The organism is Propionibacterium sp. oral taxon 192 str. F0372 (assembly GCF_000413315.1).
Taxonomy (GTDB): domain Bacteria; phylum Actinomycetota; class Actinomycetes; order Propionibacteriales; family Propionibacteriaceae; genus Brooklawnia.
This window is the reverse complement of sequence record NZ_KE340297.1, coordinates 108990-126068: the sequence shown is the minus strand read 5'-3', so window position 1 is coordinate 126068 and position 17079 is coordinate 108990. Positions and strand designations below refer to the sequence as shown.

Genomic DNA, 17079 nt, shown 5'->3' with positions numbered 1-17079 from the left:
ATCAGACCTCCTCGGCTGATGGAGAAGCCGGTGTGAGGAACTCACGAAGGAGTCTCAGTCGCTCAAGAATCTCGTCGTAGGTCACGATCGTCACGCTGCGAGAGTTCGCGCGATACAGCTCGAACGACTTCTGTCTCGCTGGGTCGCTGGCTAAGGGGGTGCGTCCAGCAACCACGAAGCAAGAAACTGCGTAGGACTCCAGGTCCCACTGTCGCGAACTCTCCTTCAGACTAGTGAGGTTTTTCGTCAGGCTGTACGCCTGGTCCAGCACTTGAGCGACGGCGCCGTTTAACTCCTTCGATGGGCCGAACACGCCCTGCCTGTACTCTCGGCCCTCGAGTAGTTGCGTGGTCGGCTTCTTGATTTCAACGAGAGCGACGTTATTCGTGAGCGAGTTCTTGAACAGGTAGTCTGCGATCTTGTCGCCGCTACCCGACAGCCCTGTACCACCCACATTCGCGCTAGAGCGGACACTGACCATCGGGGCTCCGAAGACCTGTTGCAACGCAAAGGCGTTGTCATCAAAGAAGGACTGCCAGTAGGACTCAGGCTTGTTCTGACTCAGGGAGTCTTCGTATGTCTTGATGAGTCGATCAAGACTGACGAGTTCAATGTCGCGCTTGAGTCGTTGGAACTTCTGGGGCGAATGCGCCGCTAGGCTTGCTGATTCGGAAGCAACCGTGTCGACCAGCGCCTCGCGTTCCACTGTACTCAGCTCTTCGATGCCGCTGGCGGCTTTCGCTATCGTGCGCGAGTTGGGGTGTCTTCCGAGCGATGGTTCCGCAAGGATGAGGTCCAGGTCAGCAGAAAGATTATTGTGAACGAAGGCATCCTTCACCCGAGCTGTTGCGCGAATCCCTCGGTCACTGATCCTACGTATTTCCGCCCAGATATCGGCAAAGCGTGCGAGTCCAAGATGGAACTCAGTGTGATCGACGGCGGCACTTCGGCCATCGACGAAGACTATTTCGTCGCACGCAGTGTTGTCCTCGACCAAGCGAACGATCCGGTTGAGGTCTTTAAGTAGGCCCAAACCGTAATTGAAGTCTTTCACGAATCCATACGGCAGTGCTTCGAAGATTGACTCCAACTCCAACTGGTAGTCTCCGTCGTGGTCGTCTAGTTGGCTATCGAATAGCCCAGAGCTATCGAATAGCCCAGAGCTATCGAATAACTCAGAGCTATCAAATAACCCAGAGCTGTAGTGATCCAACAACGCGACATTCAAGGTGAGGGTATGCACTCGCGTGTACTTCGGACCGAGATAGTCACCATGGCCCTGGAGCGTGTTAATAGGATGTATCTTCAGGATACCTGTCTCAGCGTCGAACTCCACGAGCTTCACACCCTCAGCCAAACGCCGACGTGCCGAGGATTCTTCATGCGGTAGTTCGGTAGGAACGAAAAAAGCCACAACTCGACTACCCTCACCTACTGTGCGAACGTCGAGGTGACCAATGTTCGTCTGATCGTTTCCGAATCGAGCCATCGGCGCCCTCAGCTCTCCTCGAAGCCCGAGCTGGGGTCGAACTTGAGGACGTGGGCGTTCTCGCTGATCGTGCGGATCTCGGATTCGTCGAACCCTTCGGGTTTGACGGCCTGGATGTCGATGGTGATTTCTAGGTGTGCGCTCGCCCCCGCAAGGCGGTCGATGACTTCGCGGGTGACGTTGCCGATGTCGCGGGAGTAACGGTCGGGATCGATCTTGACAGAGCCGAAGAAGCGCGTGAGTGCTGCTTCGAGGGCGAACTCGATCGGTGATGGCTCGTCGCTGTCGGTCGCAGGCTGAGGTGCCCAGGCGATGTCGATCAGGCCGACGTCCTTGCCGTCTGCTTTCGACTGTCGGGCAGCGGCTTCCCGCACCGCCGCGGCGAACCCATTCCAAGCGTCGTTCTCGCTGGCTTGGAGCTTCCAGAGGCGTCCGACCTTGTGGGCGGGCATGGCTTTCTCGGCGATCCAGGTGTAGACGGTGGCTTTGGTGCTCCCGAGGTGGGTGGCGATGTCGTCTGCGGACAGCCACAGCTCAGCCACGTTGGTCCTCCCTCGCCTGATGGCCCAGATAAGGCCAACACTTCTGATGATACCGACACAGGTGTGGCTTGAGTTGGGTTTGTCCGGGTGTGGCCGGATGAAGTGAGTGTCGAGCGGAGCCTCTTCTTGGATCATCAACCCGAGATGCGAGCCCGGAGCCAGGGGGTGATCGTGGCCTGCCAGGGTCAGTGTTCCAGGAGAGCGTGTGCCCGGCGGTGAAGGTCGTCAACTCGACGAGGTCCAGGCGTGCGTCGCGCTTTTGATGCTCACTGCCTGACCGGGTGGTGACTACGTTGACGGCTCATCTTCCGGTATGCTCGGCGTCGTTGCGAGGGCGGCGAGCAGGCGGGTTCGGATGCGCTGTCTGCGCTGCTCGAAGAACGCCATGAAGTCGCTGAGGTCGAGTGGGAGCCCGTCGAGATCGTTCTCGGCCAGGTATGTCGCCCGCTTGTCTTCACTGGGGAACGCGGCCTCGATCCACGCACTAGGAAGGCTGTTCTGTTTCTCGATATTCGCGGTTCCTGCGAGGAGCTGGAGGTTGGGCAGGAGGTTTACGGTCGTCAGGTAGTCATTGATCTTGTCGGCGGGAATGCCCGCCTCGGTGAGTTTCTTATCGGTGAACCGGGACTTTGGGAAGATGTGGTCTTCGTGGAATTTCTTGCTCAAGTCCAGCCCCGGATACAGCACTGAAAGAACTGCGAATGTCCGCTGACCGGCGTATTTGAGGTTCAGCAGTTCGTCGATCTCAGCACTGTTGAACCTCAGGCTCTTGCCGCCCACTGCCATCGCTTCTTCGATCGCGGCTACCGGGAAGCTGCCCTCGGAGTCTGTGCGGAGGACATCTCGGATGCGAGTGAGGAGGGTGTCGAGCCCGGCCCCCCCAGATTCCACGCTTGAGGAGCGAGCGAGTCACCCATCGTTGGAGCGCGAGCCTGTCGGTCGCGTCTGCGGTGGAGTCGAGATATGAATCGCCCGCGCCTCGCAGGTGTAGGTAGTACGCGACCGGCACGATCACGCTGTTAGCGGTGAGGTTGCGCTCGTTGTAACCGAATTGCTGAAGCAAGGTGGCGGCCCGGAGCAGGGCACCCTTGATCTGTGGCCAGGCAGTCTCCACCTTGGCCATGTTCTCCTGGGTGAAGTTGGTGACCTTGAACCGCACGTCAACGTCAGTGATCGTCAGCGCCGTTTTCAGCACCACATCCTTGGAGAACGAGAACTGTCGGCCAGCGTTACTGTTGATCTCCGAGACCAACGAGCGGACCTCCTCGCGGGCATCCAGCTCTTGCCACTGGTTCGTCGCCATCGACAGCAGCAAGTCGGAATACGACAAGGTGGTGCCGCCGCTGTTGACCCGGACGAAGATTTCCAGCACCTTGTCGGCATCTTGATCGGTGACCAGGAAGTAGTTCATCGGCTTGAGGACTCGAACTGCCTCGTACAGGTCGTAGAGCCGTTGGAAGGCGTCGGCCGAACCGGCGATCCCACGCTGCTCCAGTTCTCGCATGATCGCCGGGCCCGCGTTAGCGAGGTCGAGCACCGCCCCGACACGGAACCACTTGTTGGCATCACCTTCGGCAGGAGTTGCCTCCTGGTCTGTGAGAAACCGCAGGTCGTACTTCGTCCCCAGTTCTTCGTCATCGGGGTCATCGACAAGGTTCAGGTAGAGACGTTTAACGGGGAACGCATCCGCGCTGTTCCACCACGCGTACTTCTTCTCTGCGTAGCTGCCGTACAAGGCGATGTTCAACGAAGTGAGTCGCTGCTGCCCATCGAGAACAGCGGTGGTGCCATTCCCGGAAGGCACCGTTGCCTTGTCTGCGTAGGGGTTGTCACGCTCGTGATAGTTGGTCAAGAACTCGTAGAACGTGTAGGACTGAGCGGTCTCAGGCTTGACGTCCCAGAGCAGGAACGAGCCGACCGGGTACCCCCGCGCATGAGGCTGTCGACGAGCTTGGTGATCTGGTCGGCACCCCAGACGAATTCACGCTGGATCGCAGGCATCAGATACTCACGCTTGTGGATGGCAGTGAGCATCTCCTCAATGCTGCGCGGGGTCTGGAAGGACATGTGGTCTCTTTACTCGATCAGGCTGACGGACGTCAGGCGGTGGTCTGTTCATCGATGGCGACCACGGTGTCGTAGAGGCCGTAGCGGTATAGACCCTTGCTCGACTCGATGTAGGTCAGGATATCCGGGTTGTGCCCACGCACGATGAAGGGTGCAGGTATCACGGGATTGCCTCGACGATCTGGCGAACAGTCATCGCTCGAGGGCTTCGCGTTACTAGCTGCTGCACCGGCCCAGACCCAGGTGTCGACCTCGCTGGCATGGAACTTCCAGAGGTGCTCGACCTTGTGGGCAGGCATGGCTTTCTCGGCAATCCAGATATAGACGATATCTTTGGTGATCCCAAGCCGGGCGGTGATGCCGTTTGCGGACAGCCAAGGCTCAGCCACGTTGGTTACCCCTCGCTCCTTGGCCAAACAAGCCAGCAATCGCGAACCTACCGAAGAGCTGCCGCTTGAGTCGGTTTACGGGTATGGCTGGGCGAAATCGGTGGTAGGTGGGCATCGCACCTGCGATCTGGACTGAGAGTCATTCTGTGGTCTGGGCAGACCAGCGGCCAGGGCCGGACTTCTAGGAGAGGGTATGCTCGGCATCGAAGGTCGCCAACTTGACTAGTTCAGGGCGTCCCTGTGAAGCCGGATCGGTACTGAGTTGTTTTCCATGCCGCGGAGGGTGCCGACGCGGGTGCTGCCGAGGCCACGGATATATAGATTGCCCAGGTCGACGGGTCGCCGTCGATGCGTCAGGCGGGGTATCCTCCCGCGGGTCGCGATGGTGATGGTGCGTGCGCTGAATCCGGCGCGCGTGGGGCTGAGTAGCACGTTCGGCAACTCTGCCCCCAAGACGAAGCCCCTGGTCAGTCGCTTGATTCGTGAGGTCTACGAGGTATCCCGGCGGCCCGGGAGTGGCGTTGTGAGGGATGCTCGGGGTCCTGTTGTGGGGATCGTCGAGACGGCTCAAACTGTTCTTACCGCCGTCGAGGTGGACGCGCTGGTCGGCGATTATCTGGCTGGGATGAGCGTGAAGTCACTTGCGGAGAAGTACGGCATCCACCGTGTCACGGTGTTCTCTCACTTTCGTCGGTGCAATGTGCCGAGCCGACGGCCGAGGCTGGGGCTAGACGAGAAGGCGGAGGCGGTGTGGCTGGCCCGAGCAGGTGTCTCGATGCGGGCGATCACTCGTCGGACAGGAGTGGACCGCAACATGCGGGCGGCGATCGTTGGTGGAAGTGTACGTGATCGACCATGGATGAGGGTGTCGGTGCCAAACAGCATGGCGGGCGTCCTGATCGTCGAGCTCGGTTCGGCATGAGGTCAATGGTGTCCCTGCGGGTGTATCGACAGCGTGCTGAACATCCTTTCGATCACTTCCGCACGGTTCTCCACGCCATCTATAGCGCGGGATACTGCGTCGAGAATGCCTTCGAGTACGCATAGCGTCGCAATGCGACTGCCGAACATGGAGCCGCGTTCTGTGGTCGTAGTCAGGTTGACGTCGGCCATACGAACGAGCGGGCTGCGGTGTTGGTTGGTGATGATGATACTAGTCGCGCCCACTTCGCCGGTCATTTGCAGCAGGCCAATCACCGGCAGCGGGTCTCGGTCATAAGTGGCGGCGAGCACTACCGAGTGCTCGTCGAGGCCGGCGAGTTGATGTGGCCAGCGGTCAACGCCGTCAAGGACCTGGATATTGCCGCGCAGGTAGCCCAGAAGGAGTGCGAAGTGCTCCATCAATGGCTGGCCGGATGCGACTGCGGCCAGGTAGAGCGGTCGCGACCCATCAGTCACAAGGTCAATCGTCCGTTCGAAGCTCACGGCATTCAAGCTCGCCAGAGATGTGCGCAAGTCACTCTCGGCGCGCGTGAACGTATGCGAGAGAGGATGGTCGGCGATCGAAGCACTGATTCGGCGGTCTTTAGGTTTTTCCAACTCCCGGCGCGCACCCTCCATGAGCCAGTTGCTCAAGGCACGGAAATCATCGAAACCCAGGCGCTTGGCGAAGCGGGTGACGGTCGCCGTCGAGACGCCGCTGGCCTGACTTGTCTGTGCCAAGTTGAGGAAGGCTGCCCCTGGTAGGGAACTCAGGTAGAATTCTGCCACCCTGCTTTCCGCGGGAGTGAAATCCGTAACAGAGTTGATGCGTGCCCGCACCTCAGCGAGGATGCAACCCGGACCCGGCCGGTGTTTCGTCGAGAGAGAGGCCACAGATCCACCCTACGTGCTTACAGACCGGTATTTGAAGCCAAAGTCGTCGCCCGCCCGTGACTTCTGATCAGTGAAGGATTGTGATAATAGTGACAATTAACGTACACTGTCACTATTCTGACATCATCTCCGATGGAAGGACTGACCGATGGCTCACAACCCGACCGTCATGACAGACCCACTGACCAACCGAGGTACCGCATTCACCGCAGAGGAGCGCGCCAAGCTTGGACTCACCGGTCGGCTTCCCGCCCGCGTCGAGACCCTAGACGAGCAGGCGGCCCGCGCATACCGCCAACTGAGCGGCTTCGACAGGGACCTCCACAAGTATGTTTTCCTCGACCAGCTCCACGATCGCAACGAGGTGCTCTACTACAAGGTGCTCACCGATCACCTGACCGAGCTCTTGCCGATCGTTTACGATCCGACGGTCGGCGAAGCTATCAAGCAGTGGTCGCATGACTACCGCCGCTCCCGCGCCTTATACCTGTCGATCGACCACATCGACCAGATCGAGGCATCATTCAAGACCTTGGGGTTGGGGCCGAACGATGTCGATCTCATCGTGGTTTCCGATGCGGAGGAGATCTTGGGCATCGGTGATTGGGGCGTCAACGGCACTGATATCTCCATCGGCAAGCTCGCCGTTTACACTGCAGCAGCCGGCATCGACCCCGCCCGCACCATCGCGGTGAACCTCGACTGCGGCACTGACAACGAGGCACTGCTCAACGATCCGTCTTACCTGGGCAATCGTCACGCTCGCGTCCGGGGCAAGCAGTATGATGACTTCATTGCCACGTACCTGAAAACGGCGTCAAAGCTCTATCCTCACGCACTGCTACATTTCGAGGACTTCGGCCCGAGCAACGCCCGCCGTATCTTGGTGGACAACGCCGACACTTACCGGATCTTCAACGACGATATGCAGGGTACCGGCGCTATCGTCATGGCCGCGGTGATTTCGGCAATGAAGGCCAAGGGAGAAACATTCGCCGACCAACGCCTGGTCGTCTACGGCGCTGGCACTGCAGGCACGGGGATGGCAGACCAGATCCATGCCGGCATGGTGCGTGCCGGCCTGTCCGAGCAAGATGCCAAGGACCGCGTCTGGCTGATCGACATCAACGGCCTTGTGACCGATGATGTGACCGACCTACCCGACTACCAGCGGATCTACGCACGCAAGGCGTCGGAGGTAGAAAACTGGCGACGCCACGATGACAAGATTGGCCTCCTGGAGGTCGTCACGCAGACCAAGCCGACTATCCTCATCGGCACCTCGACCGATCACGGGGCCTTCACCCAGGAAATCATTGAGGCAATGTGCAAGGGTGTCGAGCGTCCGGTGGTCCTTCCGCTGTCGAACCCGACGGAGAAGATCGAGGCCATGCCGCAGGACGTCATCGTTTGGTCCAAGGGCAAAGCCATGGTCGCGGTCGGCATCCCCACGGATCCGTTCGACTACGACGGCACTACTTTCACCATCGGCCAAGGCAACAACTCGCTGCTCTATCCCGGCCTTGGTCTCGGCGTGATTGTTTCGGGCGCCACCCACGTCACCGACGGGATGCTGCTCGCAGCCGCCACTGCGGTCGCCGGACAGACCGACTCCTCAGCCCTCGGATCAGCGCTGCTACCCCCCGTGGAGAACCTTCGCGCATCTTCGGCCACTGTGGCGGTTGCAGTTGCCAAGCAGGCCGAGGCCGACGGGGTTGCCACCAAGAGGGGCGGCAACTGGGTCCAACTCGTTCAGGACGCCATGTGGCAGCCCATCTACCAAGGTTCGGTCGCCTGACGACCTCAAGCCGGGTGTCCGGCGCGATCCGTGCCGAGCACCCTCACACGCCCACTCCCGGCGTGGGACCGGAATGCTCGATCCCAAAACACAGGTGCTCACCACCACATCCCGCACTTTGATCGGTCACGGGCACCTGACCACTAACACCATCAAAGTCGTTGAGGATCTCGGTCAACGACTTGAACGTCCTGTGCGCTGCATCGTTCAGTGAGGCCATACCACCTGTTCGCGCCGGACGGGCGAGTACTCGCCACCGTCGACGTGCAGCCCGAAAATGTCAACATGACTCGCGTCAACCGTACCCTTCACGCCATCGATGAATTGCCCACCAGAACGGTCAGCAGCCTGGACGACCTTGCAGCCCTTAACGATCGTTTCGACGAGGCTGCTGCCGCCCGCACCTCACCCACCTGGTTGTTCGCCGTGGCCTGCATCACCGGCGCCTGCTCGCTCGGCCTCATCTTCGGGGTGGACGGACCGATCGCACACCTGTGTCCTGGGGCTCACCGTCGCCCATGGCGTCACTCGCCTAGCGAGGCAAAGAACCTGAGGACCAGCATGCCGACAGCCTCAAGCTGCCCTTATCCGGTAGCTCGCGCTTTGGTGCATCATAGGCCCCGTCTAGTTGTGCCGAAGTAGGACCAGCCTTGGGCACGCGCCCGAGGCTGGTTCATCCGGGTGGCTGAGTAGCACGTTCGGCAATTCTGCCTCCAAGACGAAGTCCCTGACTGCTTGAATCGTGGGGTTTACGTGGTGTTGTGAGGGATGCTCGGGGGTCCTGTTGTGCGGATCGTCGAGACGGCTCAAACTGTTCTTACCGCCGTCGAGGTGGACGCGCTGGTCGGCGATTATCTGGCTGGGATGAGCGTGAAGTCACTTGCGGAGAAGTACGGCATCCACCGTGTCACGGTGTTCTCTCACTTTCGTCGGTGCAATGTGCCGAGCCGACGGCCGAGGCTGGGGCTAGACGAGAAGGCGGAGGCGGTGCGGCTGGCCCGAGCAGGTGTCTCGATGCGGGCGATCACTCGTCGGACAGGAGTGGACCGCAACATGCGGGCGGCGCTGGCCGAAGCTGGGCTCATTGTGGATAGCACCGATAACTTGCCTCTGACTGACCCGGCGGGCCCAGTCTGAAAGACTGAAAGTGTTAAGCTTAGCGAAGAGTGGCTGAGAAAGCCCTCCTATACGTGCTAACTCAGATGGGTTGACGCGTGATAAATACTCTGACCAGATCAGCCGTGACCTCAAACCCGTCTACACCGCACTCTCGGTGATGGCCGCGATCGCGGCCCGGGACAAGTCCACGAACCAGTGGGGCCTTGCCTACCCGCCCATCAAAACGTTGTGGCTGAACGCGTGGGAAGGGTTCACCCCGTTCCTCGACTAATCAGACGGGTGCTGCGCTCCACGAACGCGATCGAGTCGCTGAAAGCCATGTACCGGCGGGCCATCAGAGCGTGTGGCCACTTCCCCAACGAGCAGGCAGCGATGAAGACCCTCTACTCGTGACGAGATCACTGGACCCCAAGGGCACCGGTCAGACACGATGGGCCGTGCGATGAAAGCCAGCATTTAACGCGTTCGCGATCACCTTCGTTGACCGCATGCCCACCACAATCGAACACAAGTAGTAAAAATATGCCACTAACATCGTTAGCCGTACAGTCCCTGCGGCATGAGCGTGCGCCGATAGGCAGCCGATGGGCCTAGGAAGTCGCCTCGCGGACTCGGTCGATGAGTGCTGGGGTGATGGCGTATTGGTCGACTGCGGTGGCTGCGATGGTCTCTGCCGATCGTGGGCGCACGAGTGTTTTACTCACGGTGACGGCCATGGGTATCGCGCTGAGCGGGTCTTCTCGGATCGGGGTGAGCACTTCCGAGCCGACCACGGGTCCTCCCTGGCTGCTCAACGCAGCGACGATTCCCCATCGGTAACTAGTTGCGGCTGCCCCGAGTGCCAGGGCCAGGCTGCTGTGGGTACGCACCCCCGGGATGCCGGTCACACAGTCAACCGGCAGGTCTGCACCCAGGGTGAGCGCGATCGTCAATGCGGGTAAGTTGACCCCGGCCGCGTTACCCGGTTCCACGGTGCGCGGATTGCACTCGATGAAGTGTGGGTAGCCGTCCTGGTGGAAGTAGTCGAGAGTCAATCCGCCATGCCAGTTCAGCGCGGTACCGATCGTCCGCGCGGCGTCACGAGCGAGCGGGTGGTCGACGCTTTCCCGGGAGGCTGCGGAGCCACCGATCCCGTTTCCGGTCTGCACACACGTGTGTGCGGCGAACATGCGGCCGTGATCGAACAACGCCTGCACCTGTCCGTACTCTCCCGGCGCGGGCGCCTGACACATCACCGCCGATCCATCCCGGCCCAGCTCGCGGACCAGCACACGACCCTGCTCCGGTGAATGAGCGCGCCGGACACCCCGCCCAGCCGTGCCGAACTCGGTCTTCACCCAAAACGTCGGAGGTACCACCGTGGGTGGGCTATCTGGGAGCCACCACACCGGTTGCGGCAAGCCGAGATCGTCTAGTAGCCGTGCGAACGCGATCTTGCTCTGTACTTGGTCAAACGCGGCCAGATCGGCCACCGCGATCGGCACCCGGGTCCCGAGCAGCTCCAGCCCTGCAGCGATCAACCAGGCCTGCTCATGAGTGGGAAGAATCACGTGATAATCCGAGGCAATTTCCCCTAATGCGTGTAGATACGCCAGTGGATCGGTGGCCGGAGCGGGTAACGCCATCATATGTCGACGCCACCTGCTGAACCGCCCGATGGTCAACTCACCAGTGGACACAACGTCCGCGCCAAGGCCACCACGACCCAGCACCGTCAACGTTTCCCGGCACGTGAGACTAGCGCTCTCCGTCAACAACAACCGCACATCACGAGCCTACGAACCAAACGAGGCGGGGCCCATCTTCGACCAGACATTCCCTACGTGTGCTCATCGGCATGTGCGTGAAACAAGCTGGTGACATGCGGAGGACTCTGGGTGGCGATCTTGCCGTCGTCCCGGAGCGGAGTTCCGCCGCCTGACCCGCAATGCCGGGAGCGTCTCGGCAGTTGACGACGACCGCAGCGGATATACCGCGCAACCAGAGCGCGTGTTCGGTGCTCACTACTGTACCGAGCGGAGCGACTCCCAGGTATCGGCCGTGCGAAGCTGCAGTGCCAGTGAAGGCGTCTGTGGGTCTTTGGAGTCGTGATGGTGATGATGCGTGCGGTGAATCCGGCACGCGTGGGGTGGCTGACGGGACTTGAACCCGCGACCACCTGGACCACAACCAGGGGCTCTACCAACTGAGCTACAGCCACCATTGCATGCCCATTGGGCAGCCCGAGTAGCTTAACGGCATCTGCGCTGATTTGTGAAATCTCAGTCTTGGTGGCCGAAGCCGGTGATCACACCTTGGTGGTGGGTGGCGATCTCACGGGCTTGGTCGGTGCTCGGTGCCTCGGTGACGAAGACGGCCTCTCGGTAGTAGCGCAGCTCCTCAATCGACTCCTGGATGTCGGCCAGGGCACGGTGGTTCCCGTTCTTGTTGGGAGCGTTGTAGTAGGTCTTCGGATACCAGCGCTTGGCCAATTCCTTGATCGTTGAGACATCTACGTTGCGGTAATGCAGCCATTGCTCCAATGTGGGCATGTCCCGGGCGAGGAAGGAGCGGTCTGTGCCGATCGTGTTTCCGGCCAGCGGGGTTTTGCGGGGCCCGGGCACGTACTGCTGGATATGGGCCAGGATCTGCTTCTCGGCCTCGGCTACCGTCAGGGTCGCGGATTCGAGATCGGCGAGCAGCCCCGAAGTGGTGTGCATTTCCCGCACGAAGTCACTCATCTGCTTCAGGGCTTCTGGTGGGGGAGAGATCAGCAGGTCCAAACCCTCATCCTTGATGTTCAACTCACCATCGGTGACGAGCACGGCCACCTCGATGAGGGCATCCTTTCCGAGATCCAGGCCGGTCATCTCGCAGTCGATCCACACCAACATGTCGTTCACGACTCTCCACCCTAATCGCGTCGCACGGCCGGTGCATCTCGTGTGGAATTCAGTCGTCGGGGGCCAAGGTGGCCAGTTGTTCTGGAGTGCGCGGCACCCAGCGGGATAGCCAGGCCACGCCCAGTATGCCGAAACTTCCCACGACCAGGGCTGCGGCACCGAGCCCGGCTATCGTGCTGGCAAGCGAGATCATCAAGGGGCCCAGCGCGCTGCCGGTATCGGCCAGCATTCGCCAACCGGCGAGGAACTGGGTCCTGCCGAAACGCGGGGCGGTATCCGCCCCAAGAGTCAGCACGATGCCGGAGGACACTCCGTTGCCCAACCCGATGAGACAGGCCACCAAGGTGATCGCCAGTTGCGTGTGAGTGAGAGGCAGCACCAGTACTCCCACCGACATCACGAACATCGACGGCACACACACGAACCATCGTCCGAAACGGTCCATGATCGCCCCGCCGGGGAAAAACAACAGGATGTCGAAAGACATGGAGATGGCATAGATCAGCGAGGTTGTTGAGGCCGAGAGCCCGGATGCCTCCGCCCACAACGGAATGACGGTCTGCCGCGAGGAACGGATGACCATCAATGCCAAACAGCCCAGCCCGATAGTCAACAAGGAATGGCGGTGTGTTCGCAGCACATGAAGGGTGCGGGGTTTGGCGGAGGCATTTTTGTCCGAGGGATTCTGCTCACCGGGTAAATCCTTCGTCGCCAGAGTGACCAGGGCCGCGGTCAGTGACATGATGGCGGCGAAGATAAAGGCATGCTGGATCTCACCGCGGGCGATGATCGCCGACGAAGCGAGTGGGCCGATGAACCAGCCGACGCGGAACACCCCACCCAGCGAGGACATGCCGCGTGCCCGGTGGCGCAGCGGCAACACGGTCGTCAGATAGGTGGACCGAGCCAGGCCGAAAACCGAACCGGTCATCCCGTGGACAAAGACGCAAACCCCTAGCAGTACCAGGGAGTGGGAAACCGAAACGATTCCGAAGATCACCACATCGGTGAGGCATGCGGCGACGATGGAGCGCTTCTCACCAAGACGCGCCGCGATCACTCCTGCGGGAAGATCAAAAGCCAGCGTGGCAAGGCCGGACAAGGAGGTGATGAATGCGGCGAGTCCAGCACCGGCCCCTAGCTCGATGGCTCGCAGGGCAATCATCGGAATCACCGCACCGAACCCGATTGAGGCCAGCAGGGTGGGGCCGTAGACGGCGGTGATGAGAGGAAACCACGTGCGCCGGGGTCCTGGAGAATCAGCTGGGCTCACCTGTCGATTCTCCCACCCGCCGCATGAAATGGATCGTGTGATCAAGGCGCGACCCGCGTTGTTCGCCTGCGTGGCATGGCGGGTGGGCTCGGTTAGGGTGGAGCCGCAGTCTCGTGCGAAGGAGCGCATCGTGGATCTGGCAATCGTCGAAAGTGGCGCCGAAGTCGACGGAGTCGTCATCGCCCTCCATGGGGTGACGGATTCGGCGGCGACCATGGCCGATCTGGCCGCCCACTGGGGATCGAGATGGAAGGTCATCTGCGTCGACCTTCCGAGCCATGGGTTGTCCCCGAGGCTCGACGCCGAAGCGTTGGCCGATCCGATTGGTTCGGCGGTCGCTGAGGTGCGTCGTGTCGTGGCCCGCTGGCTGTACTGGTCTCGCGATCACCAAGTGGTTCTCTACGGACATTCCATGGGAGGTGCCATCGCCACGGCGTTGGCGATCAAGCATCCTCAATGGGTGCGGGGACTGGTGCTTGAAGATCCGGCGATTCTCGCCCCCGAGCAGGAGGAGCGGTACCGGGCCGAGGGTGCCCAGCGCAGTGCCCGCAACGCTCGTGCTCTGGCCGACCCGATCGCCGAGGCGCGTGTCCAGCTGACCGAGCACCCGAACTGTTCCACCGCAGAGTTGGGGGGATGGTTGCAGGCGAAGGCACAGTTCGATCCCGCCTTCACCAATGCTGGCAAGGTGGGTATCACCGGGCGCGAGTTGCTGATGAAACTGACCATGCCGACCCTACTGGTCACCGGCGACCAGGCCGATTGTCTTTTCGACGAGGCCGCACTGACCGCAGCACGCGAGGCGAACCCAATGATCACCACAGCCGTCGTCCACGGCGCTTCGCATGTTGTCCACCGCGATGACCTGACGGCCTTCCTGCAGGTCTGCGACGACTTCATGGGACACCTGCCTCCGGTCATTGGGGAACAGGTGGCCGAGGCCGGGCAGAGCTCCGAGACCGGAAACCCTGCCGCCGAATCCTGATCCGCCACGCTGATCAGCTTCGGTAGGGCGTCGCAGTAGCCGCCCGGTCAGCGCCGTTATGGGAAGTCGGCGCTGCTTCGCGATACAAAAAATTTGTCGTAAGGTGTGGCGGATTCACTCACGAACTGGGATGCTTTGATGTATCGGGAGTTACGGGGTGTATCGGGGTATATCGGGTGTGCTCTGTACTCATGGAACTGTCTGCCGTTATCGGCCCCCAGGAGTAGTCATGTCTGAATTGATCATCAGGGAGTTCGTTCCTTCGGACACAGAAGCCCTCAAACGGATCCTCGATGAGTCCTTCATCGTCGATGAGTTCGTCACATCCACGCCTCCGCTGGACTCTGTACTTGAAATCTACCTGCGAGGGAAGATCATCGCATCGACTCTGGCCTTGGTCGTTGAGAAGGACGAGGAGGTCATCGGCACGATCATGCTCCGGGTCAACGACCGCCCTCGCATCCGATCCCCGTTCGACGACGTCGCGACAATCCTCCGACGGTTGCTGGGGCTGTTCATCGTCGACACCTCGGACGCAAAACTGTGGAAGGAATATCTTCGTTACGAAGCTTCCTACGCCAGACTGCGGCATAGGACGAAAGTTTCGCTGGAACACGAGATAACGCTGTTCATGATGGCTGCCGCTCACCGAGGCCAGGGCATCGGAAGCCAGCTTTTCGCCAAAGCGAAGGAACATATGAAGGAGCACGGCGCGCGTAACTTCTTCCTGATCACTGACACCGACTGCACCTGGCAGTTCTACGAGGCACGAGGAATGGACCGTGAGGTTTCGGACAGTTTTTCGATGGACCTGCGTCGTGGACAGCATGATCTGACCACTTATCTCTATTCCGGCACTTTGTGACACGAGAGACACCTCACACCCCACCGGCCCCGGTCCTGAGCGGATCAGGGGCCGGGGCGTTCCTCGTCACCCAACCGGGGTCCAGGTCTATCGATCGGTTGCGATGACCGGTGACAGGCATGGGGCAGGGCACTGTAGTGTGTACCTGCCTCCGTAGCTCAGTGGATAGAGCATCCGCCTTCTAAGCGGCTGGTCGCGAGTTCGATCCTCGCCGGGGGCGCTAACAGCCATCGGATGGTTGCCGTGCGTGGCCGCGGATGAACAGGGTGTTGACCAGTGCCGGGTAGTCTTGCGGCCATGAGTGGTGATGCGGAGGTCTGGCGTCCACCCGCGGCCGAGACACCCCGGCGTGCCCGCGTCGTCGCGTCGACGGGGCGAGGTGCAGCTGACCGGTTGGCTAGGACGCCGGAGGGGCAGGGAAGAGCTGGGGTGGACCATGCCTCGCAGCGGCGTCGCTACCGCAACGGGATGGCCATCAAGCGTGACATGTCCCTGGGCTGGTGGCAGCGCAATGTTTTGCGCTCCCGGCGCTTCTGGGTGGTCACCGTGATGACCCTGATCTACGGCGGGCTGGTCTGGATGGTGTATCGCAACATCGGTGATTCGTTGATCGCCGAGGTCGCAGCGGTCACCGAGGAAGCCTACGGTACCCCCACCAAACTGACATGGCCGCAGCTCAACGAGGCATTCATCACCGTCAGCAAACCGGCGCTGATCACCCTAGGGGTGTACGTGGTGGCGCTCATCGCCTTCGATCGGCTCCGTCCCACCACGTGGTCGATGAAGTGGCTGGCATTGGGATGGGGAGGGGCTGTTGCCATCTTCGTATCCCTGCACGTCAACACGTGGGCCGGAGAATTGATGAAGGCCGACGGCCCGGTTGATGCCGCGACATCGGCCCGGGCTGCGATCTACTCCGCACCCTTCGTGGAGGAGGCCGCCAAGGCCACCGTGTTGTTCTGGTTGGCGGTGTGGATGAGGCGCCGCATCGCGGCCATGCACCAGATGGTGACCCTTGCTGCGCTGTCCGCCTTGGGATTCGCATTCTGCGAGAACATCGTCTACTACGTGCGTACCTACATGTACGCGGTTTCGATTTACCAGACCGATGCCGACGCCGAGCTCTCGTCGCTCGTGTTGTTGCGCGGGGTGCTCACCTCTTTCGGACATCCGTTGTTCACCACTTTCACTGCCTTGGGGCTCATCGTGGCCCTGTCGAACCGGTCAAAATTTGTGCGGGTGCTGGCTCCGGCAGCTGGTTATCTGATGGCCTGCTTCGGGCACATGGCATTCAACGGTTTCGCGACCGTGGGTGCCTCATCCATCGTGATGGCGGTCGTCGGTTGGGGGGCCGTCTTGGCACTCACCATCTACTCGGTCCTGCGCTATGTCACCCAAGTGCGCACCATCAAGGTGCGACTCACCGAGTTTGTTCACATGGGATGGCTGGAGCCTTCCGACCCCGTCGAGTTCTCCAAATTCTTCGGGCGCTGGCGGATGGCGCTGTGTGCGCTGCTGCGTGGCCCACGCACCTTGGCAGCCACCTTGCACATGCAGCGGGTTCTCACCGAGCTGGCCTATTTGCGTGGCGCGGAGTTACGGGGGCTGGTTGATGCGATGGCAATCGAACGTGAGCGTGAGCTGGTGATTCAGGCAGATCAGGCCCGTTCGAAGGCCGTGTGCCGCACCAAGGGGGTGCCGGTCATTCCCGAGACCTGGGGACCCTGGATCAAGGCTCAGATGTCTAAAGCGAAAGCCTGGCGCATGCGGCGTCGCCAGGGTACCGGCCAGCAGTTGCCGCCCCCGGTCGGGGTGCCTGTGGCGGCCGGTGCTTGGGCTCCGCCACGTCCCTGAC

The 17079-nt window shown here is 61.0% G+C and carries 18 protein-coding genes, 2 tRNA genes and 1 pseudogene; 10 read left to right on the top strand and 11 right to left on the bottom strand.

The window, feature by feature from the left end:
* Position 1: 1 nt before the first annotated feature.
* The 6 genes from HMPREF1531_RS00550 to HMPREF1531_RS13465 form a co-directional block, all read right to left on the bottom strand.
* Positions 2-1345 (bottom strand): Shedu immune nuclease family protein, encoded by a 1344-nt coding sequence (locus HMPREF1531_RS00550; RefSeq protein WP_198010956.1) that lies wholly within the window; start codon positions 1343-1345, stop codon positions 2-4.
* A 152-nt stretch (positions 1346-1497) separates the two neighbouring features.
* Positions 1498-2031: an excisionase family DNA-binding protein gene (locus tag HMPREF1531_RS14020; protein ID WP_016667937.1), complete on the bottom strand. Its 534-nt coding sequence runs from the start codon at positions 2029-2031 to the stop codon at positions 1498-1500.
* Positions 2032-2319: 288 nt separating this feature from the next.
* Complete coding sequence (locus tag HMPREF1531_RS13775; protein ID WP_198010955.1) at positions 2320-2811, bottom strand: hypothetical protein; 492 nt, start codon at positions 2809-2811, stop codon at positions 2320-2322.
* A complete protein-coding gene (locus HMPREF1531_RS00540; protein ID WP_232210253.1) occupies positions 2777-3937 on the bottom strand; it encodes a DUF262 domain-containing protein in 1161 nt (386 codons plus the stop codon). The genes HMPREF1531_RS13775 and HMPREF1531_RS00540 overlap by 35 nt, the downstream gene beginning before the upstream one ends.
* The gene (locus HMPREF1531_RS14015; RefSeq protein WP_016667934.1) at positions 3880-4098 is read right to left on the bottom strand and encodes a DUF262 domain-containing protein; all 219 of its coding nucleotides are present in this window, start codon (positions 4096-4098) and stop codon (positions 3880-3882) included. Before HMPREF1531_RS14015 ends, HMPREF1531_RS00540 begins: the two co-directional genes overlap by 58 nt.
* A gap of 32 nt (positions 4099-4130) precedes the next feature.
* A complete protein-coding gene (locus HMPREF1531_RS13465) occupies positions 4131-4487 on the bottom strand; it encodes an excisionase family DNA-binding protein (protein ID WP_016667933.1) in 357 nt (118 codons plus the stop codon).
* 523 nt (positions 4488-5010) lie between these two features.
* Here HMPREF1531_RS13465 and HMPREF1531_RS14010 point away from each other — a divergent pair.
* Positions 5011-5409, top strand: coding sequence for a hypothetical protein (locus tag HMPREF1531_RS14010; RefSeq protein WP_156860118.1), 399 nt, complete (start codon positions 5011-5013; stop codon positions 5407-5409).
* A gap of 2 nt (positions 5410-5411) precedes the next feature.
* Here the strand turns inward: HMPREF1531_RS14010 and HMPREF1531_RS00525 are convergent, their stop codons facing one another.
* Complete coding sequence (locus HMPREF1531_RS00525) at positions 5412-6248, bottom strand: MurR/RpiR family transcriptional regulator (RefSeq protein WP_269593316.1); 837 nt, start codon at positions 6246-6248, stop codon at positions 5412-5414.
* Between the two features lie 202 nt (positions 6249-6450).
* Between HMPREF1531_RS00525 and HMPREF1531_RS00520 the strand changes: the two genes are divergently transcribed.
* The 5 genes and pseudogenes from HMPREF1531_RS00520 to HMPREF1531_RS14005 form a co-directional block, all read left to right on the top strand.
* Positions 6451-8100 (top strand): NAD-dependent malic enzyme, encoded by a 1650-nt coding sequence (locus HMPREF1531_RS00520; RefSeq protein ID WP_016667930.1) that lies wholly within the window; start codon positions 6451-6453, stop codon positions 8098-8100.
* Positions 8101-8173: 73 nt separating this feature from the next.
* Entirely contained in the window at positions 8174-8314 is a 141-nt protein-coding gene (locus HMPREF1531_RS13460) for a hypothetical protein (protein WP_016667929.1), read from the top strand.
* Positions 8311-8742 carry a hypothetical protein gene (locus HMPREF1531_RS00515; RefSeq protein ID WP_016667928.1) on the top strand — a complete coding sequence of 144 codons (432 nt, stop codon included), beginning with the start codon at positions 8311-8313 and terminating at the stop codon, positions 8740-8742. Before HMPREF1531_RS13460 ends, HMPREF1531_RS00515 begins: the two co-directional genes overlap by 4 nt.
* A 126-nt stretch (positions 8743-8868) precedes the next feature.
* Complete coding sequence (locus tag HMPREF1531_RS12625) at positions 8869-9237, top strand: hypothetical protein (RefSeq protein ID WP_016667927.1); 369 nt, start codon at positions 8869-8871, stop codon at positions 9235-9237.
* Between the two features lie 91 nt (positions 9238-9328).
* Positions 9329-9734, top strand: a pseudogene (locus tag HMPREF1531_RS14005) (transposase); the annotation flags it as partial.
* A gap of 75 nt (positions 9735-9809) precedes the next feature.
* Here HMPREF1531_RS14005 and HMPREF1531_RS00500 read toward each other — a convergent pair.
* The 4 genes from HMPREF1531_RS00500 to HMPREF1531_RS00485 all read right to left on the bottom strand — a co-directional run bounded on the left by HMPREF1531_RS00500 (position 9810) and on the right by HMPREF1531_RS00485 (position 13374).
* Positions 9810-10769, bottom strand: a complete 960-nt coding sequence (locus tag HMPREF1531_RS00500) for a carbamoyl-phosphate-synthetase (protein ID WP_232210203.1) — start codon at positions 10767-10769, stop codon at positions 9810-9812.
* Between the two features lie 574 nt (positions 10770-11343).
* Positions 11344-11419 (bottom strand) — tRNA-His (locus HMPREF1531_RS00495).
* Positions 11420-11480: 61 nt separating this feature from the next.
* A complete protein-coding gene (gene orn, locus HMPREF1531_RS00490) occupies positions 11481-12092 on the bottom strand; it encodes an oligoribonuclease (protein ID WP_016667925.1) in 612 nt (203 codons plus the stop codon).
* Positions 12093-12150: 58 nt separating this feature from the next.
* On the bottom strand, positions 12151-13374 hold the full coding sequence (locus HMPREF1531_RS00485) for an MFS transporter (protein WP_232210202.1): 1224 nt from the start codon (positions 13372-13374) through the stop codon (positions 12151-12153).
* 37 nt (positions 13375-13411) lie between these two features.
* Here HMPREF1531_RS00485 and HMPREF1531_RS00480 point away from each other — a divergent pair, with 37 nt between their 5' ends.
* The 4 genes from HMPREF1531_RS00480 (at position 13412) to HMPREF1531_RS00465 (ending at position 17078) form a co-directional block, all read left to right on the top strand.
* Entirely contained in the window at positions 13412-14359 is a 948-nt protein-coding gene (locus tag HMPREF1531_RS00480) for an alpha/beta fold hydrolase (RefSeq protein WP_232210201.1), read from the top strand.
* Between the two features lie 229 nt (positions 14360-14588).
* On the top strand, positions 14589-15224 hold the full coding sequence (locus tag HMPREF1531_RS00475; protein ID WP_016667922.1) for a GNAT family N-acetyltransferase: 636 nt from the start codon (positions 14589-14591) through the stop codon (positions 15222-15224).
* 147 nt (positions 15225-15371) lie between these two features.
* Positions 15372-15444, top strand: a tRNA-Arg gene (locus tag HMPREF1531_RS00470).
* Positions 15445-15521: 77 nt separating this feature from the next.
* Entirely contained in the window at positions 15522-17078 is a 1557-nt protein-coding gene (locus HMPREF1531_RS00465; protein ID WP_016667921.1) for a PrsW family intramembrane metalloprotease, read from the top strand.
* Position 17079: the final 1 nt, after the last annotated feature.